Below are 23894 nucleotides of genomic sequence, written 5' to 3'. Positions count from 1 at the left end.
GTTTCATTTCCATTAGCTAATTAAACAGCTTTTTTATTGGAATTTTGATCGGGGTTAAATCCTATATTGATTAAGTTTGCCTCGTTTTTTTAGACGTTCTCCCAAGTAAGAAATATGTCTCAGACGATTAAGCTGAAAAAAGGTTTTGATTTAAACCTGGCCGGAAAGGCAGAAAAAAGAACCATAGAAGTACCCCAACCGGAAACTTTCGCACTGAAACCAACGGACTTCAGTGGAATAAGCCGACCAAAACTGGTAGTGAAAGAAGGCGACAATGTGAAAGCCGGATCACCCATATTCTTCGAACGAAACGTGGAAGATATTCTTTACACGTCTCCAGTGAGTGGTGAGATCGTAGAGATCAAACGAGGTGAAAAAAGAAAGGTACTCGAAGTGAAAATCCTTGCCGACAAGCAAGTTGAATTCGAAAATTTTAAAAAATATTCTGCATCCGATATCGGTAGCCTCTCCAAAGAAGATGCACTGGAGCAATTGAAAAAATCAGGAGGTTGGGCGAACATTATCCAGCGACCATTCGGATGCGTGGCAAATCCGTCAGATTCTCCCAAGTCCATTTTCATTTCTGCTTTTGATAGCAGTCCCCTTGCCACTGATTATTCTTACGTACTTCAGGGACAAGAGCAATATTTTCAGGCCGGGGTAGATATCCTCAAAAAATTTACTTCGGGCCCAATTCACCTAAATACCGATGGAAGGGCAGAAGTATCTCAGTTGTTTTCACAGGTTAAAAACGTACAACTAAACACCATTACAGGCCCACATCCTGCGGGTAACGTGGGCGTTCAGATTCATCACATTGACCCGATAGCAAAGGGAGATATTGTCTGGACGGTTAATCCGGTTGGAGTTGCCCGCATAGGCAAACTTTTCATTGAAGGAATCTATGATACTTCCCGATTGGTAGCTATCACTGGCTCTCAGGCTAAGGAAAGAGGGTACGCCAAAATGTTTGCGGGGGCCTGCCTCAACAAAATCGAAACAGAGGGTGATGATAATCGATTCATTTCCGGAAACGTGCTCACAGGTGAAGGTGTAGGAGCTGAAGGATATCTCGGCTATTATCACAATCAAGTGACCATAATTCCGGAAGGAAAGCACGAGGAGTTTATGGGATGGATTTTGCCATCTACCAAGAAGTTAAGTTTCCACAAAGCATTTGGAATGCTCACCTTCCTTAATGGAAAGGATAAAGAATTTGTGGTGGATACCAATACCCACGGAGAGGAGAGAAATTTTGTGGTGACTGGTGCTTTTGAGGAAGTAACGCCAATGGATATTCTCCCAACCTATTTGTTCAAGGCAATCATAGCTGAGGATTATGATGACATGGAAGCACTGGGTATTTACGAAGTGATTGAGGAGGATGTGGCGCTTTGCGAATTTATAGACGTATCCAAGAATCCAATTCAGGAGATACTCAGAGAAGGAATTGAATTAATTAAAGAAGGATAAGCAGGAATATGAAGTTTTTGCAGAAAAAATTTGATCAGATAAAGCCTCTTTTTGAGAAAGGTGGAAAATATGAAAAATTCCACCCGATCTATGAGGGACACAGAACCATCTTTTTTGCTCCTGATATAATCACAGGCAAAAAGGGCACTCAGATCAAGGATGCAACGGACCTGAAGCGTTTGATGATGACAGTGATCATTGCCATGATCCCTTGCCTGATCTTCGGGATGTGGAATGTAGGGCATCAGCACTTTATCGCCACTGGAGTAGAAGCATCTATGCTCGATAAATTCTGGATTGGCATACTGAAAGTAGTTCCGATCATCGTGGTATCCTACGGTGTGGGCCTATTCACAGAATTCACTTTTTGTGTGATCTATCAGCGCCCTGTGGAGGAAGGATTCCTTGTCACTGGAATGTTGATTCCCCTGATCATGCCGGCTACTATTCCACTCTGGCAGGTAGCTATGGCTACCGTTTTTGCAGTGGTTATTGGCAAAGAAGTATTTGGGGGTACAGGGATGAATATCCTCAATGTGGCCCTCACAGCAAGGGTATTCCTCTACTTCGCTTACCCTTCACAGATTTCCGGTGATGTATGGACATACCTGGGGGATAAAACCCCTGTTGATGGTTTTTCCGGGGCTACAATTCTGGCTTATGGAGCAGAAGCGGCCGCAAACGGAACAGACATGATGCAGGCTGTATCCAATCACTGGTATGCAGGCATGTTCGATTTCTGGAACATGTTCATTGGAATTATCCCGGGTAGTATAGGAGAAACATCTACACTTATGTGTCTGATAGGAGCAGTGATCCTGATTGCGACAGGTGTAGGAAGTTGGAAAATTATGTTGAGCGTGGTTCTTGGAACATTGGCCATGGGTGGTTTGTTCAACCTTACAGGAGGCAATAGCTTTATGGAGATGCCCGCTCATTATCACCTAGTGATTGGTGGATTGGCTTTCGGTGCGGTATTTATGGCCACCGATCCAGTGAGTGCATCCCACACTGAAGTTGGGAAATGGATATATGGCTTCCTTATAGGAGTGATTACCGTCTTGATCAGGGTCATCAACCCGGCATATCCAGAGGGTATCATGCTGGCGATTCTGTTCATGAATGTATTCGCTCCACTTATCGATTTCTATGTAGTAGAGGCAAACAAAAAAAGAAGATTAAAACGTGCGACAGTCTAATTTATATGTAATTCTATTTGCCATCGGGATCACGGTGGTTTTTGGAGGTGCACTATCCCTTACCTCAGTAGGGCTGAAGCCTTTGCAGGACAAGCAAGTAGAGCTGGATACAAAGAAAAAAATCCTTGGGGCAGTGATGGACATTTCGTCCATGACAGACCCGAATGAGATACTAAGCACCTACAGTCAGAAAGTGAGGTCGATTGTTGTGGATATAAATGGAAATGAAGTAACAACTGACGCCAAGGGCAATCCGGTAGTAGCGGAGAAAGTGAATATCCAGAAAAATTACAAGCTTGACCCACAAGAGAGACTGTACCCTGTTTTTATGTTTAGTGAGAGTGGCCAGGGAGTAGATGCGTACATTTTCCCAACTTTCGGAGCAGGCCTTTGGGATTGGATATCCAGCTATGTAGCTTTCGGGCAAGACCTTAATACCGTGAAAGGGATTGCTTTTGACCATAAAAGTGAAACCCCGGGACTTGGTGCCAGAATCACTGAAGCAACCGTTCAAAACAGGTATATAGGCAAGGAGGTTTACAACGATCAGGGAGAGTTGGTAAGCATCACAATGGTGAAAGGAGAAGGAAATACAGGACTGAGTGAGCATCAGGTAGATGGCATGTCCGGAGCAACCATGACAGCCAAGGGAGTCAACTCCATGCTGGAAAAATATTTGAAGTGCTATTCAGCATTTATTGAAAAGACTAAATCTCAAAACAGCTAAAATATGAGTACTGAAATTGCAGAAGTATCAGAAGCGTCAGCTGTAGAGCTAAAGACAAAAGAGGCCGCCGAGCCATTATTCTCGAAGAGAAGGAAGAGAATCGTCTCTGATCCATTAAATGAAGACAACCCGATTACTGTTCAGGTTTTAGGCATCTGTTCTGCGCTGGCTGTAACTGTGCAGTTTAAGCCAACCATGATCATGTCAATCGCAGTAATTTTTGTGATTGTTTTTTCAAACTTGATCACTTCGGTGATGAGAAAATTGATACCTAATAGGATCAGGATCATCGTGCAGTTGGCGATCATCGCAACCCTGGTAACACTTGTGAGTGAGGTATTGAAGGCTTACAGCTATGATATGTACAAAGTACTTGGAGCATATGTAGGCTTGATCATTACTAACTGCATCGTGATGGGTCGTCTGGAAGCATTTGCAATGGCCAACAAGCCGTATGATTCAATACTGGACGGATTTGGTAGTGGCTTTGGATACGCCTGGATCATTCTGGTAGTAGCGTTCTTCAGAGAACTATTGGGTGGAGGAACTGTATTCATAGGAACTCCGCTGGAATTTGATGTTTATGGTTCGATAGGAGGATTGCTGGGGACATCACTGCAAACCAATGGACTGATGGTTGACTCGATAGGGGCATTCATCATTCTTGGAGTAATAATTTGGGTTCAGAGAACGAAAAATGGATACGTAGAGCACTAATTGAAGTGCGCGAAAGACAATAATTATGGAAGCAATTAATATAGCAATCAAGGCGATTTTCATTGATAACATGATCTTCGCATACTTCCTGGGCATGTGTTCCTTTCTGGCAGTGTCCAAGAAGGTGAAAACAGCTTTTGGATTGGGAATGGCTGTTATTTTCGTATTGACGATCACCGTACCCATCAACTGGCTGATCCAGGAGAAGGTCTTGAAAGAGGGAGCTCTAACGTGGCTGGGTGCCGATTTCGCCAGCATCGACCTTACATTCCTTCAGTTCATCATTTTCATTGCTGTGATTGCCGCAATGGTACAACTGGTAGAGATGGTTATTGAAAAATTCTCACCCTCACTTTATGGGTCATTGGGTATTTTCCTTCCGCTAATTGCGGTAAACTGCTCCATTCTTGGATCATCTTTGTTTATGGTGCAGAGAGACTACACCATTGTGGAAGCTACAGCTTTTGGTTTTGGCTCAGGCACAGGGTTCTTTCTTGCCATTATAGCATTGGCCGCCATTAGAGAGCGATTGAAATATTCACATGTGCCAGACGGTTTGAAAGGTCTCGGTATTACTATGCTTATCACCGGATTGATGGGGTTGGCATTCAAATCCTTTATCGGGGTGGCACTATAAAATCAAAGATTTTGTTAATTAAAAGGGTGGTTTATCACCCTTTTTTTTATGGCATTATTTTGGGTGTTTTGCCCAAAGTATTTTACTAACAACAAACAAAAACATTATGAAAAAGACTTTACTTACATTATCACTTATATTTTTTTCAGTAGTTGCATTCAGTCAGGCCAGCGTCTCATTGGGAATCAAAGCTGGAGCAAACTTTGCAAATACGAACATCTCAGGATCTGAATCCATCACTTCGTTTCACGGTGGAGCATATGGATTGATAAAGCTTGCCAATATTGGCATTCAACCGGAAATGCTTTTCTCCAAACAGGGAGCCAGCTTTTCAACCGCCGATGTGGATTTGAGCTATTTAAATGTACCTGTTATGGTCAAGTTTTACCTTCCTATGGGACTAAACCTTCAGGCAGGTCCTCAGTTCGGTATCCTTACAAAAGCTGAAAGTGGATCTGTTGACGTGAAAGACGCTTACAAAAGCAGCGACATAAGTGCCGCACTTGGTGCGGGTTGGGATGCGCCTTTTGGTTTGCAATTTACTGCCAGATATGTTTTAGGATTGTCAGATATTAATGATTCTGGTGCTGGTGATGAAGTGAAGAATCGAACATTCCAGCTTTCGATTGGCTACAGCCTTTTTAAACTGGGCAAGTAAGCATCATAAGAGACTATCAAAGAGGGCCGGGGCACTTTGCTTCGGCTTTTTTTGTGAGGCTGGTGAAACGATAGAATCCCAATCTTTTGACCTCAGACCGGAGAAAATAAGGAGGAGTGCCAGGAGAATCCCACCTACAAGAATAAATAGTTGTTTTTTGTTTTTCACTGGTCAGGTTTCTATTATAAAAACCGGGCCACTCATTTCCCCTATACTATCTGTCATTTAAGGACCAGTCGTACTCCTGGAATTCGATAGCATAGTCATTTGGTACTTTATAGAAGCGATATTTATTCACATAGCTTATGAGTGAGCCGGCATTATCCTCAAACTGATCTGTATACCAGTCAAATACTTTGTTTAAGATTACTTTTTTTTCTTTCTCTACTACATAAACATAATTAGGCCTGTCTATGATCAGTTGAGCTCTGAATTCAAGCTGCTCCTGTAGCTTATCAGGGTAAAAAGCATTGTCATATAAAAATGGACAACTTCGAGCGCCACAGCCAAGCGCAAAATGGATTCGAGGGTCTTTGGTGGGTGCAAATAACTTAGTAAACTCAATGGCATCAAGGGTCAAGGTTTCCCCTGCTACGGTAAATGTTTTCACATTAAAAAATCCTTTCACATCCATTGGACTATTAATAGGATACCTATCAACTACTTGCTTGATCACAAGAATATTATATGAATTCAGGTAGAATGCAGTTTTATGATCTTGGGTAGCTCCCTTCAAATCGTAGTTTGCAATCTGATTTACCAGGGAATCCAAATTTTCGGGACTATCAGATAATCCAGCATAGTCCACCAATCCGAATACGACTTCTTTTGTGAGAAATTGGTTAAAGTGATCAAAGATGGAGGTTGGCAATATTTCTTGTGATACTAACCTGAACCCATTCAAAAAAATCACTGAAGACAATATTATTTTTTTCATAAGCCCATTCAATACCTTTAATTAAAACGATCATGGGAATAATAGTAGGTATCTGTGCTATTTTTTAGGATCGAATGTATTTTTTAAGACAATTGATCACATGGAAAGAATACCGAACACTTCCAGAAATGGATCTTTATCTACCACAGTGTAGTAGAAAATAGCCCCAAGCCATCCATGGAAAATCCCCAGAACATATAGGTTGCGATTTTTCAGATAGATATATATGTAAAAGACGGCCAGGGTGAATGTGCCAATAACCAGCCACCAGTAGGGATAATGAAGGAGTCCAAATAGTGACGCAGTTAGCATGATGATGGAGTATGTTCTGAATTTGTTCAGCTTTTGAAGGTTCCCTGCCACCAAGGCCATAAGTAGGAATTGCTGTAGTATGCCAAAAATTGGATAAAGTACAAGGATAGGGATGAGGTGCCAGTGAATGTTTAGCGTGTCCTGAGCATAACCAATTGCGAAGCAAGAAATGACGGCAATCAGTCCAAAAGGAAGGGTTTTCTTTAGTACTTCTGTAAAGTTATCCGTTCGAAAACCCCATTCCCTTAGTACCCCGTGATTCTTCCTGACTCGCTTGAAAATATAAAATCCCCAAAGACAAACATCAGGATAATGAAAACGAGTTGTTGGTGTAGCATGTCATAGAAAAGGAACTTGCCTGCTGCTGTCATCACTACCGCTGTGATTTCAAATGCTTGATGGTTTTTCATTTGCCTCCATTCTTTAGATTAATACAAATAGAACTCCATTTAGTACAATTATTGGAAAAGAATTTTGCATCTTTATAGATTATTTGGTGATAAATGTCACCAGCTACCGCTCAAATTTTTTTAGTCATGAAACGAAAAATCACCTTAAAATCTAAATCGGCTTTGCGATTACTGTTTCTGTTTGTGGCCATGTTTAGCCTTATTATTTTCATTTCCTGCTCCGAGGAGGAAAACCCACTGCCAGATACAGACGGAGATGGAATTGTGGATGAAGAAGACAATTGCGCTGAAGTGAGTAATCCGGATCAGGAAGACTCTGATGGGGATGGTATCGGGGATGCGTGCGATCCTACCACTGTCGCTCAGGATAAAATGAATATTCAGGCCGCTCTTGATGCAACGCTCGCATGTATCAAAACCTTTGAAAATGGAACTGCCATCGAAACTGTACTGACAGATTTTATGGGATTGTCCAATGGGGATACCCTGAATCAGGAATGGATGGAGGATCTTGTAAATGGTCTTGGTGAGGTGGCTCCAACAACCGAAGAGGCACGCTTTGATATGGATTTATTTGCCGGAACTTATCGCTATAAACACTCAAACGGCACATGGGCTCGGGACGAAGATCAAACTGACAAGGTAGTGATCAAGTTTCCTACTAGTCCGGCCGAGACAACAAACAATGGCATGATTCTCATTGAGAATTACTCCGACCAACTCGTAACCATCGATGAGAGTGAATTGTATCTACCACTCTCTGTGGATGTTTATCTGATGGTAGATGGAGACTATGTGATAAGCATCAACCTGAATAATGTGAAATATGCTAACAATTCTAACTTCCAGATTCCGGTTTCTATTGATTTGGGAGTTTATGTGAATCCATATTCACTTTCTCTGGTAGTGGATCGAAATTCTAATACTGAATTCACACTTGATTTGGATTTCTCAGATGATACAGATGCTTGTGCCACCGGTATTCATGCAGAGGTGGAGCTTGCAAGCAATGATTATCAGAATTTAGCAGAAGAAGATTTGTTGAAGCTAACTTTCGAGGTTTATAGCAACGATTTGTCTATTCAATCACCGGGAGGAATTGCCGAGATTCTTCAGATTGAAGATCCAACGGTTGCTCAGATCAACTCATTCCTAGATCTGGAGGTGCTGTATAAGGATTTGAAAATTGCTGACATTGTCTTGAAGGAAAACAATAATGAAGAACTTATCGTGTTGCTGGAATATAAGAATGGAAGCACGGAGAAAGCCTCAAACTATTACGATTCTTTTATAGAGGAGCTGGAAAGCCTACTCACCTTATATTTTGGTGAGTTTGGCGATTAAAATCAAATAGAATTAAAAAGGGAAGCCCGCTCGATTTCGAGCGGGCTTTTCTATTAGCGGTGATTATTTTGATTTTTCTTTTGATTAGCTCAGCATGACAAGCAAAACAATCACCGTTAATACAGATAGTAGGAATCTTACGTAACTCATAATTGATTTCATTTTGTTGTCATGAGTATGTCCAGCGGCAACTTAAAAACCCCCAATCGTTTCTTTGAATAGCACAATTAATTCGATGAGTGGCTCTTCTGGGAACAAAAAAACCTTGATGAGCCTCATCAAGGTTTTGTGTGTTGATGGATTGGGTCTAGGAAAGTACCTCTTTTACTTTTTCAGCAGCATCTTTCAATACGATCGCAGAAGTTACTTTCAGTCCAGATTCTTCAATGATTTTTGCGCCTTCCTCAGCATTGGTTCCCTGCAGCCTTACGATGATCGGCACTTTGATGTCTCCTATGTTTTTGTAGGCCTCCACAACTCCATTGGCCACTCTGTCACATCTCACGATACCTCCAAAGATGTTGATTAGAATAGCTTTCACGTTCGGATCTTTCAGGATGATTCGGAAACCTGCCTCCACAGTTTGAGCATTTGCTCCACCTCCCACATCCAGGAAGTTTGCAGGCTCACCGCCTGAAAGTTTGATGATGTCCATAGTAGCCATAGCAAGTCCGGCCCCATTCACCATACATCCAACATTGCCATCAAGTTTCACATAGTTAAGGCCGGATTTACCAGCTTCTACCTCCAATGGATCTTCCTCTGTGAGGTCTCTCAGCTCTGCAATATCCTTGTGCCTGTAAAGCGCATTATCATCAATATTCACTTTCGCATCCACGGCCAAAATCTTATTGTCAGAAGTTTTTAAAACCGGGTTGATTTCAAATTGAGATGCGTCTGTTGCTTCGTAAGCTTTATAAAGTGCGAAGATGAATTTTACCATTCCTTTGAACGCCTCACCTTCCAGCCCAAGTGCAAATGCCACTTTTCTTGCTTGGAATCCCTGAAGACCAACAGCCGGATCGATCCACTCTTTTACAATTTTGTCCGGGGTTTCTTCAGCCACAGTTTCGATATCCATACCTCCTTCAGTAGAAGCCATGATCACATTCTTCCCAGTACCTCTATCAAGTAGAATCGACAGATAATATTCTTTAGGATCTGATTCTCCAGGGTAGTAAACATCCTGGGCGATCAATACCTTATTCACTTTTTTACCTTCCGCGCCCGTCTGGTGTGTCACGAGTGTGCCACCCAAAATCGCCTTTGCTTTTGGAGCTACTTCATCCAGGCTTTTTGCCAAAACCACACCGTTTGATCCGGTCTCATTGATCTTACCTTTTCCTCTTCCCCCAGCGTGAATTTGAGCCTTGATTACGTACCATGACGTTCCTGTTTCTCTATTCAACTCTTTAGCAGCTTCCACAGCTTTATCAGGAGTATCGGCAACCACACCTTCCTGGATGGTCACGCCATATGATTTTAGAATTTCTTTGGCTTGGTATTCGTGAATGTTCATCTGTTCAATGGTTCTTAAATCAGCGGTTTGCTACAACTTCAATCATGGGCATCTGTCTTGCTCAGTGATTGGATTGAGCATCATGCTCATTCATGGAAAATAAATTTTTTGCGAAGCTAAACCATCGTGAACGTATAACCAAGTTGAAACAGAGCCAGATGGCGTATTCAGGATGATAGACATATCTTTGCCGCCATGTTGAAAGCTGAGAACATTCAGAAGTCGTACAATGGACTTGAGGTACTGAAAGGAATCAACCTTTCCATAGAAAAAGGGGAAGTTGTGAGCATTGTAGGCGCCTCCGGTGCAGGGAAAAGTACATTGCTACACATCCTTGGAACGCTGGACACTCCTGATCAGGGCAAAGTGATGCTGAATGACGTAGAGGTATCATCTCTTTCGCAGAAAAGGATGTCGAAATTCAGGAACGAGGAGATTGGATTTATCTTCCAGTTTCATAACTTATTTCCCGAATTCACAGCTCTTGAAAATGTGTGCATTCCTGCCTACATCAAAGGGTCAAAAGGTGCTGAAAAACGTGCGGAGGAACTTTTGAAAGTTTTAGGACTTGCTGATAGGAAAGATCACAAGCCTTCTGAACTTTCCGGAGGTGAGCAGCAACGGGTGTCAGTAGCCAGGGCATTGATCAATGATCCGTCCATCGTTTTTGCGGATGAGCCTAGTGGAAACCTGGATTCTCAAAGTGCAGATGACCTGCACAAGCTTTTCTTTGATCTAAGAAACAAAATCGGTCAAACCTTTGTCATAGTGACCCACAACATGGAACTCGCAGGAATGGCAGACCGAAAGCTCGAAATTAAGGACGGAATTATAACTTCTTGATACAGGATTGAGTCAGGGAGTCAGATACATGCTTTTTGCATCCTTCACTTTTACACTAATGAAAGTGTGTGTGAAGTTGGTACCACACATTCCGGCCATCGAAATCATTCTGTTCCGTTCCGTCATCTCTTTGATAATCAGTCTTTTCTTTCTGAGCCGACAAAGGGTAAATGTTTGGGGAAACAACAAGCCATACTTGATTGGCAGGGGTGTTGCTGGAGCATTTGCGCTGGTAATTTACTTCAGCCTGCTACAGCAAATCCCTCTAGCCACTGCTTCCACACTTCAATACCTGGCGCCAATATTCACGGCTGTTCTAGGCATTTTCATAGTGGGGGAGAAGGTCAGAAATATTCAGTGGCTCTTTTTTGCCATGAGCTTTGCTGGCATTTTGGTCATCCAGGGATTTGACCCACGGATATCATTTTGGCATGTGGTGATGGGAATCAGTGCCTCACTTTTTATGGGGTTAGCATACAATTTTATTCGCAAGCTCAAAACAAGCGAACATCCGCTGGTAATTATTTTCTATTTCCCATTGATCATGTTGCCTGTATCTGCAGTATGGTCTTCATTTGTTTGGGTTCAGCCTGTGGGCAATGATTGGCTGGTATTGATACTCGTGGGAATTACCACACAGATAGCGCAGTTTCTCATGACGAAGGCCTATCAGAAAGAAGAGCTTAATAAAGTGTCTATTCTCACTTATATCGGAATCATCTACTCATTAGCATTTGGTTTCTTCCTGTTCGATGAAACCTACAACATGGTTACCTATGGAGGAATGGCACTGGTGCTTTCAGGGGTTATTTTGAATGTAGTCTGGAAGAAACAGCCATCTTGATTTTAATTGGTCCTTCTGTTTTATTTGCACTCCTAAAATTTAAAAGTTTACCTCATGGGAAGAGCGTTTGAATACCGACGAGCAGCCAAAGAAAAGCGATGGGACAAAATGAGCAAAGTGTTCCCGAAGCTAGCTAAAGCCATCACTGTAGCGGCCAGGGATGGAGGGGCTGATCCAGAGATGAACCCCAAGCTTAGGACGGCCATTCAAAATGCCAAGGCAGAAAATATGCCGAAGGATAACATTGAAAATGCTATCAAGCGGGCTTCAGGTAAAGACATTGATGAAATCTCCGAGGTTACTTATGAAGGCAAAGGGCCGCATGGTGTACTTGTTTTTGTGGAGGCGGCAACAGACAATACCACGCGTACGGTGGCCAACGTAAAATCCTATTTCAATAAAGCAGGAGGTGCCTTTGTGCCATCGGGTTCCCTGGATTTTATGTTTAGTAGAAAGGCCGTTTTTGAGTTTGAAAAAACGGAAGGAATGGATATTGAGGAATTGGAGTTGTCGCTCATTGATGGTGGGCTGGAAGAGATCGAAGAAAATGAAGGCATGATCTATGCCTATGCAGATTACACCAATTTTGGTGATATGTCGAAGATATTGGAAGACCTGGGGATCGAAGTAAAAAAAGCCACGCTGAAACGAATTCCAACCAGCCCTATAGAGTTTTCTGATGACCAGTTGGAAGAAATAGAAAAGATGCTGGATAAGATCGAAGACGATGATGATGTGCAGGCGGTTTATACCAATATTGCCTAAGGAAGGAGAGCATAAAGGAAAAGAAGCTGTCTCAAAAGTGTCATTCTGAACGAATGTGAAGAATCTTTGAATTTTTTGAAAGCTTGAATATCAAATATTTGAGATTCTTCGTTCCTCAGAATGACAGGCCAATTAGGGCTTTTGGGACAGCTTCTTTTTATTTTATTATTTTGAATTGGGAGTTAATTACTTGCTTGCCATATACTCGATTAGCTCGGTCACTTTGGTAGAGTAGCCCCACTCATTGTCATACCAGCTCACCACTTTCACGAAGGTGTCAGTCAGTGCAATTCCAGCCTCTGCATCGAAAATAGAAGTTCGTGGATCTCCAAGAAAATCATTTGAAACCACCGCATCTTCCGTGTAGCCTAGGATTCCCTTCATCTCTCCATCAGCTGCTTTTTTCATTGCAGCTTTGATCTGATCGTAAGATGCGGGCTTTTCAAGGTTTACCGTTAGGTCAACAACTGAAACGTCCGCCGTTGGAACCCGAAATGACATCCCTGTAAGTTTTCCATTCAGTTCAGGAATTACTTTTCCCACAGCTTTGGCTGCCCCTGTAGACGAAGGTATGATGTTTTGATAAGCACCTCTTCCACCTCTCCAGTCTTTTGCGGAAGGGCCGTCAACAGTTTTTTGAGTAGCAGTTGCCGCATGCACTGTAGTCATTAGGCCGTCTTTTATTCCGAAGTTGTCATGCAATACCTTGGCTATAGGAGCCAGGCAGTTCGTAGTACATGAGGCATTGGATACAATATTCATGTCTGTGGTGTACTTCTCATGGTTTACTCCCATTACGAACATTGGCGTATCGTCTTTGGACGGAGCTGACATCACCACCTTTTTGGCTCCCGCATCGATGTGACCTTGGGCAGTTTCTTTCGTCAGAAACAATCCGGTAGATTCCACCACATACTCTGCGCCAACATCACCCCACTTTAAATCAGCAGGATTTCGTTCGGAAGTTACCCGAATGGTCTGTCCGTTTACGATTAGGCTTCCATCCTTAACTTCCACAGTGCCCTTAAATCGGCCATGCGTAGAATCATATTTTAACATGTAAGCGATGTAGTCTACATCGAGAAGGTCATTGATTCCAACTACCTGAAGCCCCGGTTTCTCCATAGCTACCCGAAACACCAAACGTCCAATTCGCCCAAATCCGTTTATACCAATTTTAGTTGACATGAGATATTGCTTTGATTTTTGAGGTGGCAAAAGTAAACCTACTTTTTGAGGTTGTCAATTTTATCTACCACTCCATTAAGGAGGTTTAACAAACCTTTCATGTGAAAAAACTTTTTTCTGCTCTTTTGTTTATTTAAAATGCAGTTAAGTAAAATCTCTAAACCTAAGCAATGAAAAATTTTAAGAACCTTTCATTCATCGCACTAACCCTGATAGCATGTCTTTCAGCCTGTTCCCCTTCTGGTGAGAACAAAAGCAGCGATGATCTATCCCTGGAATATGAAAAATTTACCCTTGATAACGGACTGGATGTGGTCCTGCATCAGGATGATTCGGATCCGATCGTGGCAGTATCCATTTTGGTGCACGTAGGGTCAAACAGAGAGAAGCCTGGTCGTACGGGCTTTGCCCACTTTTTTGAGCACATGCTTTTTCAGCGATCTGAAAACGTGCCCGATGGAGGTTTCTTTAAAAATATAAATGAATGGGGCGGCACCTTTAACGGAGGCACATGGACAGATGGCACGATCTATTATGAGGTAGTTCCTAAAGATGCCCTTGAGAAAGTACTCTGGATGGAGTCTGACAGAATGGGATTCTTTATAAACGCTGTATCTCTGGGTAGTCTCGAAGGGGAAAAACCAGTGGTACAAAATGAAAAAAGACAGAGGGTAGATAATCAACCCTATGGACATACTCAAAGTGTGATTTTGAAAGCCTTGTATCCCGAAGGCCACCCATACAACTGGACGGTGATTGGGGAGTTGGAGGATCTTCAAAATGCAACATTGGAAGATGTGAAGGATTTTTACGAGCAATGGTATGGACCTAATAATGCTACACTTGTGATTGCTGGTGATATCAATAAAGAGGAGGTGAAGCAACTTGTGGATAAATACTTTGGCGAGATTCCTTCAAGAGGAGTAGACACGCCAATGGATCCTCAGCCGGTATCGCTGGATGAGACAAAACTTTTTTATTACGAAGACAACTTTGCCCAACTCCCTGAAATCAGGATGACATATCCTACCGTTGAGCAGTATCACCCGGATCAATGGGCACTGGATGTCTTAGGCCAGATTTTGTCTGATGGCAAAAGAGCCCCCCTCTATAAATCAATTGTAGAAGAGGCAAAAGTTGCACCTGATGTATCTACTTACAATAGCTCCAATGAGCTGGCAGGAACATTCACTATTCGTGTGCGGGCCAATGCAGGCACTGATCTAGATACCGTGAGAGCGGTGATCAATCAGACCCTCGCTGATTTTGATAAAGAAGGGTTTGATATCAAAGACCTTGAAAGGATCAAAGCTGGATTGGAAACTAACTTTTATAATGGTATTAGCAGCGTATTGGGCAAAGCATTTCAATTGGCGAGTTACAATGAATATGCTGGAAACCCAGGGTTCATAGAGCAGGATATTGCCAACATTAAGGCAGTAACCCAGGACGATGTGATGAGGGTATTCAGAAAGTACATCCTCAACAAAAATCATATCGTGACCAACTTCGTGCCGAAAGGTGGATCTGATCTGGCTATGGAAGGTGCGCAGATGGCGGATATTAAAGAAGAAGGCATCAATGAGTATGGCCAGAGTGAGGTGATCGAAGATGAAGGTGATTTCATTATCACCAAAACCGAGTCTTCGTTTGATCGTTCCATCGAGCCAGATTTTGGAGAAGAGCCTTTGGTGACTCCCCCTGCAATCTGGACATCAAAAACGTCTAACGGTATTGATATTTACGGTGTGGAGGCCAACGAGCTGCCGTTGGTGAACTTCTCCATGAGAATAATGGGAGGACACTACCTGGATGATATGAACAAAGTGGGTGTGGCAAACCTCATGACCGATATTATGATGGAGGGTACAGCCAACAAAACCCCTGAAGAATTGGAAGATGCCATTGGCCAATTGGGAGCCAACATCAATATGTTTACTGCGGATGAGTACATCCAGATTTCAGGAAACTGTCTTTCGAGAAATTTTGAGGCTACAATGGAATTGGTGCAGGAGATTTTACTTGAGCCAAGATGGGACGAAAAGGAATTTGACCGGATTATTAACCAGACACTTCAGTCCATCAAACAACGGGAGACCAATCCAAATTCAATAGCAACTGTGGTGATGAACAAAAAACTGTTTGGAGAAAATCACATTCTTGGACATCCTGCTATAGGCTATGAAGATCATGTGAAGACCATCACGATTGATGACTTGAAAACTTTCTACAATAATTATTTCACACCAAATGTGACCAACTATCACATTGCGGGGAACGTGACTCAGGATAGAGCTATAGAGGCGCTTGGAAGACTAGGGACAGAATGGGGCCAAAAGGAGGTTAGCATGCCTTCGTATGATGTGCCAGCGGTACCTTCTGAGCCTGAATTGTACTTTGTGGATGTGCCGGAAGCAAAGCAGTCTGTTATAAGGATAGCCCGCTTGACCGTACCAGCAGTCGATCCAGCTTACAATGAAATTATGGTGGCCAATGATAGACTTGGTGATGGTTCATCAGGTAGGTTATTTCAGATTTTGCGAGAGGAGAAGCAATTCACCTACGGAGCTTATTCGTTTCCTGGAAGAAATGTGATGACCCCAGGTACTTTCACAGCTTTCTCAAGCGTGAAGTCCTCGACCACCAAGGATGCGCTGGATACTTTCAAGGAAGTAATAGGAACTTATAGTGAGACCTACACTGAAGAAGATTTGAACAAGACAAAGACCTCAATGATCAAAGAGAACGCCAGAAACTTTGAGACGTTGTTCAACCTTCTGGGAATCCTCCACAACATAAGTACCTATGGGTTACCTCAAGACTACATCAATGAGGAGCAGAAAACAGTTACAGGTGCCACCATCGAGAGCATTCAGGCTACTGCCAATGAGTACTTCGATCTGAATAACTACATTTTCGTGGTTGTAGGAGATAAGGCCACCCAGTACGATAAGCTCAGAGTGGAAGGAGCCGGTGACCCAGTTTTGGTGGATAAATACGGAAATGAAGAGGGGGTGATGTAATAAGGTTACTTTCTCAATCATAAAAAAGCGAAGAAAAAATCTTCGCTTTTTTTATTTCTGTTTTTGCAAAACTGGGGTGACATCCTATATTTGCACTCCCAAAACAAACGGTCCGTTCGTCTAGGGGTTAGGACGCCAGGTTTTCATCCTGGTAACAGGGGTTCGATTCCCCTACGGACTGCTTAAAGCCACTCAATTGAGTGGCTTTTTTGTTTCGATTCATATCAACAAATCCTCCTTAATCGAACTATTTGATATTCAGATTGTTATATAATCAACAACAACTAATTAAATCTCACAATATGAAAGAAGTAAAAATTTTGGAAGAAGCGAATGTTGATGAGAAAAACAAATACGAAGAAAGCATTAAGGCATTCGCAGATAAGCTTGAAGAAAGGATCGATTATTTAAAAGGTAAGGCCAGCGATGTTGAAACCTCAGCCAAGGAATCTTACCACAAGAAGATTGATCAATTGAAAGAAAAGAAGGAAGAGTTTCTGAGGCAGTATGAAAACATCAAAGAAACCAGCGAAGGTAAATGGGAGGAAATAAAAGGTGAAGTTTCTCTCAAGGTTGATAAAATCAAAGGAGAAACCGAAACTGCCTACACCGGAATAAGAAGCGGCTTCTCATATCTCTTTGATAAGTTCAAAAATTAAAAACTGGATATTCTACATAAGCCGGCATTATTGTCGGCTTTTTTTATGTTCACAAAATGATCTTTTGATCCCGCTAGCGCGCGTTTACAACGCGTGCAACAGAAGTGTTATATCTTTAGACCATGTCGGAGAAGTACAAGCTTGGCAATAATGAAGGGCTTTATTTTGTTACGAGCACAGTAGTACATTGGATAGATCTTTTCACTCGAAAAGAATTGAGACACATTATTACAAGTTCGTTAAAGCATTGCCAAAAGGAAAAGGGGTTGCAAACACGCGTTGCAAACGCGCGCCAGCAGGGGGGTGATCCCCTTCGTGGAGTTGCTTCAGTTAACTGGACATCTGTCGCACTATCAGGGTTAAATCCTACCGCAACATTCAAAAATGTAATTACTAACTCGACTTTGGCGAGTGCGTTCGAATTGAGAGCTGACGGAAGAAGTAATAATATATTTATTGGAAAAAGTGCAGGTGATATCGGTAGATCAGTAGCAGTATCATTAGGAGCTAATGGAGCATTTTCAGGAATAGCAAGTATTGGCAGGTATGGTGTAAACAGTTCAAATACTATGTCTAATTACTTATTCAATGCAGGCTTTAGTCCTGGAAGTAAAGCATTCGTTAGAAATGCACAGATAGGAGCAGCTTCTCATTTTGCTAGCACAACTGGATTTGTTTCAGCAGGAGTATACTTCTCTACGAATATCTTTGATTAAATGCTTCCAAAGGGATATCAACCAAGCAAGAGAACCGGAATCATATCTGGTATTATTTTGGCGATTTTTGCCATCTATTCTCTTAGTTTAGTTTCGAAGCGCAATAGGGCTTTTGACAGAGAGATCAGATTCACCATCGGTGAAATCACTGACATATATATTATAGCTTCTGGAAGAGAAATAGAATACACTTACAGCGTTAATGGAGTTGAGTATGAAGATGCGAGAGGTTATGCATATAACAGCGAAGCTCCGGGAGGAAAATATTGGGTAAAGTACTCCGTAGAGTACCCGGAGATCAGTGAGATCTATCAAAACATGCCAGTAGATGCGCGTATAGACACCATCCCACCAGATGGCTTCAAAGGGAGGTATGATTACGATCAGTTTTTACAATGGAAGAGGTGGGTGGCACAGGAGAGGAAGAAGCTCAATCATGAAGATTGATTTTTTGTTGTCGCCACTGTCCAGCTGGCGCAAGTCTTCCAGCGTTGGGTTTTGAGAGTTGGCGTGACTTGTGCCCGTAAAAGAGACCCGCTCAATCAGGAACGGTTGGGCTTTTTTGTTTTCAGAGGGTTTTGAGTTTAGCCGAGCAACCCCCCCCCTAACTCAATTATATGAGCAAGGGGTCACAAGTGTACTCTTGCTTCAGAGGGGAAACTATATTACTCGTTGCTCAAACGCATCCAAATTGCGTGCAAATAAAAAAGGAGCTACACCTAATATTGGTGTAACTCCTTGATTATCAATGTGGGCCCACCAGGGCTCGAACCTGGGACTTACTGATTATGAGTCAGTTACTCTAACCAACTGAGTTATAGGCCCATTTAAAAGATTTGGTAGGGACTTACTGATTATGAAGCTACGCGCTCCGGACAGTGACCCTAACCAACTGAGCCTGCCTGCCTGCGGTAGGTTATAGGCCCATCGTTATTTTGCTAATAAGCAGGATGTTTTTCCTGGCTTCAAAGCTAAATAATTAAAAGCTGTCTACGACAGCCTTTTAAAAGGGAGCGCAATATTACATATTTGCCGTTTAATACCCAACGAATGTCAAACCATCTGCAAGGCATTGACGCCATAATTTTTGATTTTGGAAATGTTCTGATTGATCTGGATTATCCACGTGTGATTCAGCGACTATCCGAGGTGGCTAAGAAGAATCAAGCTGAGATCGAAGAACTTGTCGTTACTGCTCCGGTACTCCAAAAATTTGAAATGGGTATGATTGGTCCGGATGAATTTCGTGCGAGAATCAATGCGCTTTTGGGCACACGGATGGGGGAGCGGCAGTTTGAAGACATCTGGAACAGCATGCTCAAATCCATCTCCAAGCAGCGGATGAACAAGCTGCTGCAAATAGGCAAGCGCTTCGATACGTTCATTCTCTCCAACACCAACATGATCCATGAGATTGCCTATGAGGAAATGATTATGGAGGTGACGGGCAGAGCCAGCCTTCGGGATTTTGTGAAGGAGGTGTACTACTCCCACGAAATTGGCATGCGCAAGCCAAACCTGAATTGCTACAAGTTTGTTATCGATGATATCGGTTTGTACCCCTCACGTATGCTTTTTCTGGACGATCGGCTGGATAATGTGGAGGCAGCCAGAAAAGCAGGCCTGAAGGCACTGCAAATCTTTGATCCGGACGTACAACTAAACGAAATCTTTGGGCTTGGATAGAAAGCAAAAAACACAGCTGATTCAGCTGGTCTTATTCACTGTAACCATCATTACCACCACCTTCGCTGGGGCTGAATGGACCATCGGTAAATACCTGTATTTTGGGATGACATGGGACGATTTCCTCTTTGGTTTCCAATTCTCCATACCATTTTTACTCATCCTCACCGTCCACGAGTTTGGACATTACTTTACCGCACGATATCACAAGATCAACGTCACGCTACCTTTCTACATCCCCATTTGGTTCGGATTCATTGGGATGGCTTCCATTGGCACCATGGGGGCATTCATTCGAATTAAAGAAAATATCCTGAGCCGCATTAAGTACTTTGATGTAGGTGTATCTGGACCTATAGCCGGGTTTGTGGTTGCAGTGATCATGCTGGTGTATGGCTTCACCCACCTTCCGGAAACAGAATACATCTATGAGATTCACCCGGAGTATGAAATCTTCGGCGAAGGGTTTGAAGAGAAAATGACGGGATTGGATACGATCATCCTGAAGAAAGACCTGAACCCAGATCGGATGGCGTATGAGACACTGCCCGATACCATCTATACCGGCAGAGTAGGGTCGGTATATTTCGGGGATAATATCCTGATGAACTTGGGACGAAAATACCTCGCACCTGATGATCGATATGTCCCCAGCTCTAAGGAGCTGATGCACTACCCCATGCTACTGTCGGCTTATCTCGCATTCTTTTTTACTGCACTAAATCTCTTGCCTATCGGTCAACTCGATGGCGGACATGTACTTTTCGGCCTGTTTGGCGCAAAGAATCATGCAATCATCTCCCGGGTGCTTTTTTCTGGGTTTCTCTTTTACGCCGGCCTGGGGTGGGTCACCACTGCTGACCTGATCAACACCTCCATGGAATCAATCGGTAGCTTCCTGATCAACATTGGTGCATACCTGTTTATTGTTTACTGGTGCGCGTTTAGTGTTTTTAAGGAAAAAAGGGATCGACTGCTTTATGCCACAGTGCTCCTCACGGTTCAGTTTTTTGTGTCTTCTATTTTCGAAGTGGAAGGGTATTCCGGCTGGTTGCTGTTCTCGTTGATCATCGGTCGGTTTATCGGGATTGATCATCCACCGGTGGTAGACAATAGCCCGCTCACTACCGGCCGCAAAATACTCGGATGGGTGGCGCTCATCATTTTTGTGTTGAGTTTCAGTCCTCAGCCTTTGGTGGCAGAGGGATTTTAAAGCTCGAGGTAGGCCGTGATTCCGCCTTCCATATTTCGAACATTGGTGAATCCCTGAGCGCTGAGGAATTTTTTGGCTCGTCCGGATCGTGCGCCTGACTTGCAGTGGATGATGATTTCTTCCTCTTTTAGGTGCTCAATTTCAGAAATTCGTGCGGGCAGGTCGCCTAATGGGATCAGAGTAGCCCCGATGTTTGCTTCCTCATATTCCCACTCCTCCCTCACATCGATGAAGTGAAATGTTTCTCCGTTTTCCAATCGTTGCTTTACCTCGTTGCAAGTGATGTCAAGATTCATTTCTTTATGACTTTTAGTGTTTGGTTACCTTCTCTGCGGTGAATTGTGAGCAAATATAAACCCGCACGGAGATGTGAAAGATCATGAGACGCTAATCTTCCTTCATGCATCAGCACCTTACCGGAAAAATCACGTAAGGTCACCGATTCGTATGCCCCCTCAATCCGAACCACTCCGCTTGTGGGGTTGGGGTAAACTTTGATAGTGGCTTTTACAGATTCCGCACCCAAAATCAACGAGTCCACTTTGGCGAAAACCGGTCTGATCATAAGTGCGCCTTTCAATCGCTCATTCCGTTCCCATTCCCCTGTCTTGTTTTCATAGATGTAAGAGGCTGCTTGCGGATTGCTCCGGTCAAAGCCAACTCCGATGTATTCGTTTTTTTCCTGCTGAAATCCGACATAAAAAGTGTCAGCCGGAAGGATGAGCTGGCGGCTCAGCGTATACCTGTGAAATGCATTCAGCCCCTGGCCGTTTACCACTGTCACGTTTTCTGTTCGGATCGGGTCTTTGTTCAGGTCGGAAAAAACACGCAACTCGATTGGGCTGCCGTTGCTCACAGGATCAATGTTGGGGAAGTGAATATCAATGGCAGTAAGGGTATCTTGCTCCTCCAGCCAAAACTTGATCGCAATCTGACCCCCGTCTATGTTGGTTCCTGCAGCGTATTCCGCAGTGCCGTCATCAAAAGCGTAGTAGTTGTGGAGGAGGTATTCCGATCTTATGGTATCATTAACTTTTAAATTGATTTGAGATCCGTCCAGAAAATCGTCATCAGAATCCTCAAAGAAAAGCTCAGAAGTAATAACAATGGAATCGCCATTAGATATTGAGGATAAATCATAACCATCAAAAACCAATTCCTTTTTTCCTGAGTGTCTGAATGGGTCTGGATTGAAATCCAACAGACCCTGATCAGTAAATACTACTGAATCAATGGTGCTTACAGATTTCTCTCTGATCACAAGAACATAATTTGCAGGCGGACCAATATTATCCGGCTCTGGTGCAAGGTTTGATCCACCAGAAAGAATTGGGCCTGCTAATGTTGGATCATTTTTGAATCGACTGACTGGTAATGATCTGAACGGAGAAAAGGGGGAGGTGATGCTGGCATTAATGCTCTGATCATCATAGAAAAAATCATCATCCTGCCTATTCTCATTCAGATAAATGTAATCCACATGCCAGGCATCAAAGGGCCCGTCCTTGTCTCCCCAGGCCTGAAACCTGAAAACGAATTTCTGGGTCAGGAATTCAGACTTTACCTTGATCGCTTCCTGTGTGAAAACCGAATCCTGATCGGATTCCAAATCACCTCCATCCATGAGCCAGACCGTTTCCCAACCGTCATTCGTCGGGACATTTGGACTGTAAAATTGGAGCACCAGGGAGTCTCCTTTTTCCGGTATCTCCACGAGTCCGCCTGCCTGCCAGTAAAACGATAGAAAAACGTTGGCCTTTCCTTGCAAATTGATAGTATCTGAAACCAGCTGGTCTGCCAGCCCAATATCAGACCCTACATGAAAAGCACCGTTGGAATCCAGGCCATCAAATGTGGCTACTTTGTAGCTGGGAGGATTGATAGCGAGCGTGGCATTTACATAGACATCCTTGCTCAAGCCATAATTCCATTGAGAGGCCGTGTCTCCTTCCCATATGCGCATGCTGTCCGGGGAACTTCCACGAGTCATGGAAAAATCATCCCAAAAAGGGAGTGTCGCCGGATCCACTAATTTGTTAGTCAGAGCAATTCTTGCCCGCTGATGGTTTTCAGTTTTCAGAATGGGTTTTACGATCAGTTGGGAATAGCCAACCTGATAGCAAGCAAGCAATATGATGAGAGAAATAATCCTCATTGATTGTCCAGTATTGTGGATGTATTACTAATCGAATCAGGCTTATATATCCAGATGTCAATCGGGTCCCCGATTTGTACCCGTTTTTCCGGCCTTGGATACTGATTCTGTACGGTTCCCGGAGCAATATTCCTATATTCCATCTTATCATTTCCCAGTGAATCCACCGCACCGAATCCAGCCAGGGATTTATCTGAGATCTCAATTTTCCCAATTTTCAGCCCTGATCCAATGATAGCTACCTCGGCTTCTTCCTGCTCCAGGCCAATCAAGTTGGGGGCCTGGAAAATGGTGTTGCCATAGCCATCTCCGGCCACAAGATCAATCACCGATCCTTTTTCAATTCGCTCCCCTTCCAATACCACTCGGCCATTCATGCGTGCCTCATGAACAACTCCAAAGAACACATCCGGAACATAGCGGACATCACCCAGCTTCAGGTCGTAGGATCTGAGCACCATCATTGCGCTTTTCAGGGAAAGGTCTTCAACTTTAGGCATTCGTACTTTGGGCGGACTCTCTGCATTGAGTGTAACGTAGATTTTCCGGTTTTCTTTCACTTTCGTGTTGGGAGCGGGCACCTGCCGCAAAACAGCCAGTGGCGGGTAGTCCGCAGAATAGCTGGAATCAGCAGTTGGCTCAAATCGTAGGTTCCTTTTCCCTAGAAAATCATCCAGCTCATTTACCGTCATTCCTTGAATATCCGGCACGGTAATGGTTTCGCCATGATTGGTAGATATGGGCAGCCAGATGTAAAAAACGATGATAACGATCAGGACAAAAGCTCCGAGGAGTACTCCAAGATGAGTCAAAAAATCTTTTATGCTGCTTGGTTTTCGAAATGACATAACACTTTTAAAATGAAGGGA

The 23894-nt window shown here is 43.2% G+C and carries 24 protein-coding genes and 2 tRNA genes; 17 read left to right on the top strand and 9 right to left on the bottom strand.

The features are described 5' to 3' along the window. Positions 1-114: 114 nt before the first annotated feature. The 6 genes from RLN88_RS08235 to RLN88_RS08210 all read left to right on the top strand — a co-directional run bounded on the left by RLN88_RS08235 (position 115) and on the right by RLN88_RS08210 (position 5411). Positions 115-1473 (top strand): Na(+)-translocating NADH-quinone reductase subunit A, encoded by a 1359-nt coding sequence (locus RLN88_RS08235; protein ID WP_350220911.1) that lies wholly within the window; start codon positions 115-117, stop codon positions 1471-1473. A gap of 8 nt (positions 1474-1481) precedes the next feature. Next, positions 1482-2672: an NADH:ubiquinone reductase (Na(+)-transporting) subunit B gene (locus RLN88_RS08230; RefSeq protein WP_350220910.1), complete on the top strand. Its 1191-nt coding sequence runs from the start codon at positions 1482-1484 to the stop codon at positions 2670-2672. Beyond that, positions 2659-3399 (top strand): NADH:ubiquinone reductase (Na(+)-transporting) subunit C, encoded by a 741-nt coding sequence (gene nqrC, locus RLN88_RS08225; protein ID WP_350220909.1) that lies wholly within the window; start codon positions 2659-2661, stop codon positions 3397-3399. Before RLN88_RS08230 ends, nqrC begins: the two co-directional genes overlap by 14 nt. Before the next feature lie 3 nt (positions 3400-3402). Then, a complete protein-coding gene (locus RLN88_RS08220) occupies positions 3403-4116 on the top strand; it encodes an NADH:ubiquinone reductase (Na(+)-transporting) subunit D (protein ID WP_350220908.1) in 714 nt (237 codons plus the stop codon). Between the two features lie 25 nt (positions 4117-4141). Next, positions 4142-4753 (top strand): NADH:ubiquinone reductase (Na(+)-transporting) subunit E, encoded by a 612-nt coding sequence (nqrE, locus tag RLN88_RS08215; protein WP_350220907.1) that lies wholly within the window; start codon positions 4142-4144, stop codon positions 4751-4753. A 106-nt stretch (positions 4754-4859) separates the two neighbouring features. Beyond that, a complete protein-coding gene (locus RLN88_RS08210; protein WP_350220906.1) occupies positions 4860-5411 on the top strand; it encodes a porin family protein in 552 nt (183 codons plus the stop codon). A 214-nt stretch (positions 5412-5625) separates the two neighbouring features. Here RLN88_RS08210 and RLN88_RS08205 read toward each other — a convergent pair whose 3' ends face one another. From RLN88_RS08205 to RLN88_RS08195, 3 genes are all read right to left on the bottom strand, one after another. Continuing rightward, a complete protein-coding gene (locus RLN88_RS08205) occupies positions 5626-6348 on the bottom strand; it encodes a DUF547 domain-containing protein (protein WP_350220905.1) in 723 nt (240 codons plus the stop codon). Positions 6349-6444: 96 nt separating this feature from the next. Then, positions 6445-6774: a CPBP family glutamic-type intramembrane protease gene (locus tag RLN88_RS08200; protein WP_350221368.1), complete on the bottom strand. Its 330-nt coding sequence runs from the start codon at positions 6772-6774 to the stop codon at positions 6445-6447. A 131-nt stretch (positions 6775-6905) separates the two neighbouring features. Then, positions 6906-7070 (bottom strand): hypothetical protein, encoded by a 165-nt coding sequence (locus RLN88_RS08195; protein WP_350220904.1) that lies wholly within the window; start codon positions 7068-7070, stop codon positions 6906-6908. A 126-nt stretch (positions 7071-7196) separates the two neighbouring features. On the opposite strand from RLN88_RS08195, the gene RLN88_RS16745 reads away from it, so the two are divergent. Beyond that, positions 7197-8414 (top strand): thrombospondin type 3 repeat-containing protein, encoded by a 1218-nt coding sequence (locus RLN88_RS16745; protein ID WP_502880102.1) that lies wholly within the window; start codon positions 7197-7199, stop codon positions 8412-8414. Positions 8415-8721: 307 nt separating this feature from the next. On the opposite strand, the gene sucC is transcribed toward RLN88_RS16745, so the two are convergent. Beyond that, the gene (gene sucC, locus RLN88_RS08185) at positions 8722-9933 is read right to left on the bottom strand and encodes an ADP-forming succinate--CoA ligase subunit beta (protein ID WP_350220903.1); all 1212 of its coding nucleotides are present in this window, start codon (positions 9931-9933) and stop codon (positions 8722-8724) included. Between the two features lie 195 nt (positions 9934-10128). Here sucC and RLN88_RS08180 point away from each other — a divergent pair, with 195 nt between their 5' ends. The 3 genes from RLN88_RS08180 to RLN88_RS08170 are packed head-to-tail and all read left to right on the top strand — an operon-like array spanning position 10129 to position 12385. Beyond that, entirely contained in the window at positions 10129-10776 is a 648-nt protein-coding gene (locus tag RLN88_RS08180; protein WP_350220902.1) for an ABC transporter ATP-binding protein, read from the top strand. A gap of 28 nt (positions 10777-10804) precedes the next feature. Further along, the gene (locus tag RLN88_RS08175; RefSeq protein ID WP_350221367.1) at positions 10805-11620 is read left to right on the top strand and encodes a DMT family transporter; all 816 of its coding nucleotides are present in this window, start codon (positions 10805-10807) and stop codon (positions 11618-11620) included. Between the two features lie 54 nt (positions 11621-11674). Continuing rightward, a complete protein-coding gene (locus tag RLN88_RS08170; protein ID WP_350220901.1) occupies positions 11675-12385 on the top strand; it encodes a YebC/PmpR family DNA-binding transcriptional regulator in 711 nt (236 codons plus the stop codon). A gap of 186 nt (positions 12386-12571) precedes the next feature. Here the strand turns inward: RLN88_RS08170 and gap are convergent, their stop codons facing one another. Next, on the bottom strand, positions 12572-13573 hold the full coding sequence (gene gap / locus RLN88_RS08165; protein WP_350220900.1) for a type I glyceraldehyde-3-phosphate dehydrogenase: 1002 nt from the start codon (positions 13571-13573) through the stop codon (positions 12572-12574). A gap of 170 nt (positions 13574-13743) precedes the next feature. Between gap and RLN88_RS08160 the strand changes: the two genes are divergently transcribed. From RLN88_RS08160 to RLN88_RS08140, 5 genes are all read left to right on the top strand, one after another. After that, the gene (locus RLN88_RS08160; protein WP_350220899.1) at positions 13744-16596 is read left to right on the top strand and encodes a M16 family metallopeptidase; all 2853 of its coding nucleotides are present in this window, start codon (positions 13744-13746) and stop codon (positions 16594-16596) included. A gap of 109 nt (positions 16597-16705) precedes the next feature. Then, positions 16706-16777: transfer RNA gene (locus RLN88_RS08155), tRNA-Glu, on the top strand. A 121-nt stretch (positions 16778-16898) separates the two neighbouring features. Continuing rightward, positions 16899-17255 carry a sll1863 family stress response protein gene (locus RLN88_RS08150; protein WP_350220898.1) on the top strand — a complete coding sequence of 119 codons (357 nt, stop codon included), beginning with the start codon at positions 16899-16901 and terminating at the stop codon, positions 17253-17255. A 122-nt stretch (positions 17256-17377) separates the two neighbouring features. Then, positions 17378-17971 (top strand): hypothetical protein, encoded by a 594-nt coding sequence (locus RLN88_RS08145; RefSeq protein WP_350220897.1) that lies wholly within the window; start codon positions 17378-17380, stop codon positions 17969-17971. Beyond that, the gene (locus RLN88_RS08140) at positions 17972-18418 is read left to right on the top strand and encodes a hypothetical protein (protein WP_350220896.1); all 447 of its coding nucleotides are present in this window, start codon (positions 17972-17974) and stop codon (positions 18416-18418) included. It begins immediately after the preceding gene. Positions 18419-18722: 304 nt separating this feature from the next. Here the strand turns inward: RLN88_RS08140 and RLN88_RS08135 are convergent. Beyond that, positions 18723-18796: transfer RNA gene (locus RLN88_RS08135), tRNA-Ile, on the bottom strand. 225 nt (positions 18797-19021) lie between these two features. Here RLN88_RS08135 and RLN88_RS08130 point away from each other — a divergent pair. Next, positions 19022-19657, top strand: coding sequence for an HAD family hydrolase (locus tag RLN88_RS08130; RefSeq protein ID WP_350220895.1), 636 nt, complete (start codon positions 19022-19024; stop codon positions 19655-19657). Beyond that, positions 19650-20870, top strand: a complete 1221-nt coding sequence (locus RLN88_RS08125) for a site-2 protease family protein (RefSeq protein ID WP_350220894.1) — start codon at positions 19650-19652, stop codon at positions 20868-20870. The genes RLN88_RS08130 and RLN88_RS08125 overlap by 8 nt, the downstream gene beginning before the upstream one ends. Here the strand turns inward: RLN88_RS08125 and RLN88_RS08120 are convergent. The 3 genes from RLN88_RS08120 to RLN88_RS08110 are packed head-to-tail and all read right to left on the bottom strand — an operon-like array spanning position 20867 to position 23873. Beyond that, entirely contained in the window at positions 20867-21166 is a 300-nt protein-coding gene (locus RLN88_RS08120) for a rhodanese-like domain-containing protein (RefSeq protein ID WP_350220893.1), read from the bottom strand. The two genes, RLN88_RS08125 and RLN88_RS08120, sit on opposite strands and share 4 nt — an antisense overlap. Further along, positions 21163-23025 (bottom strand): T9SS type A sorting domain-containing protein, encoded by a 1863-nt coding sequence (locus RLN88_RS08115; RefSeq protein ID WP_350220892.1) that lies wholly within the window; start codon positions 23023-23025, stop codon positions 21163-21165. The genes RLN88_RS08120 and RLN88_RS08115 overlap by 4 nt, the downstream gene beginning before the upstream one ends. After that, positions 23022-23873 (bottom strand): PASTA domain-containing protein, encoded by an 852-nt coding sequence (locus tag RLN88_RS08110; RefSeq protein ID WP_350220891.1) that lies wholly within the window; start codon positions 23871-23873, stop codon positions 23022-23024. Before RLN88_RS08110 ends, RLN88_RS08115 begins: the two co-directional genes overlap by 4 nt. Between the last annotated feature and the right edge of the window lie 21 nt (positions 23874-23894).

The organism is Ekhidna sp. (assembly GCF_040223195.1).
Taxonomy (GTDB): Bacteria; Bacteroidota; Bacteroidia; order Cytophagales; family Cyclobacteriaceae; genus Ekhidna.
Note: the sequence above shows the minus strand (reverse complement) of the source record. Positions and strands in the feature narration are given on the sequence as shown.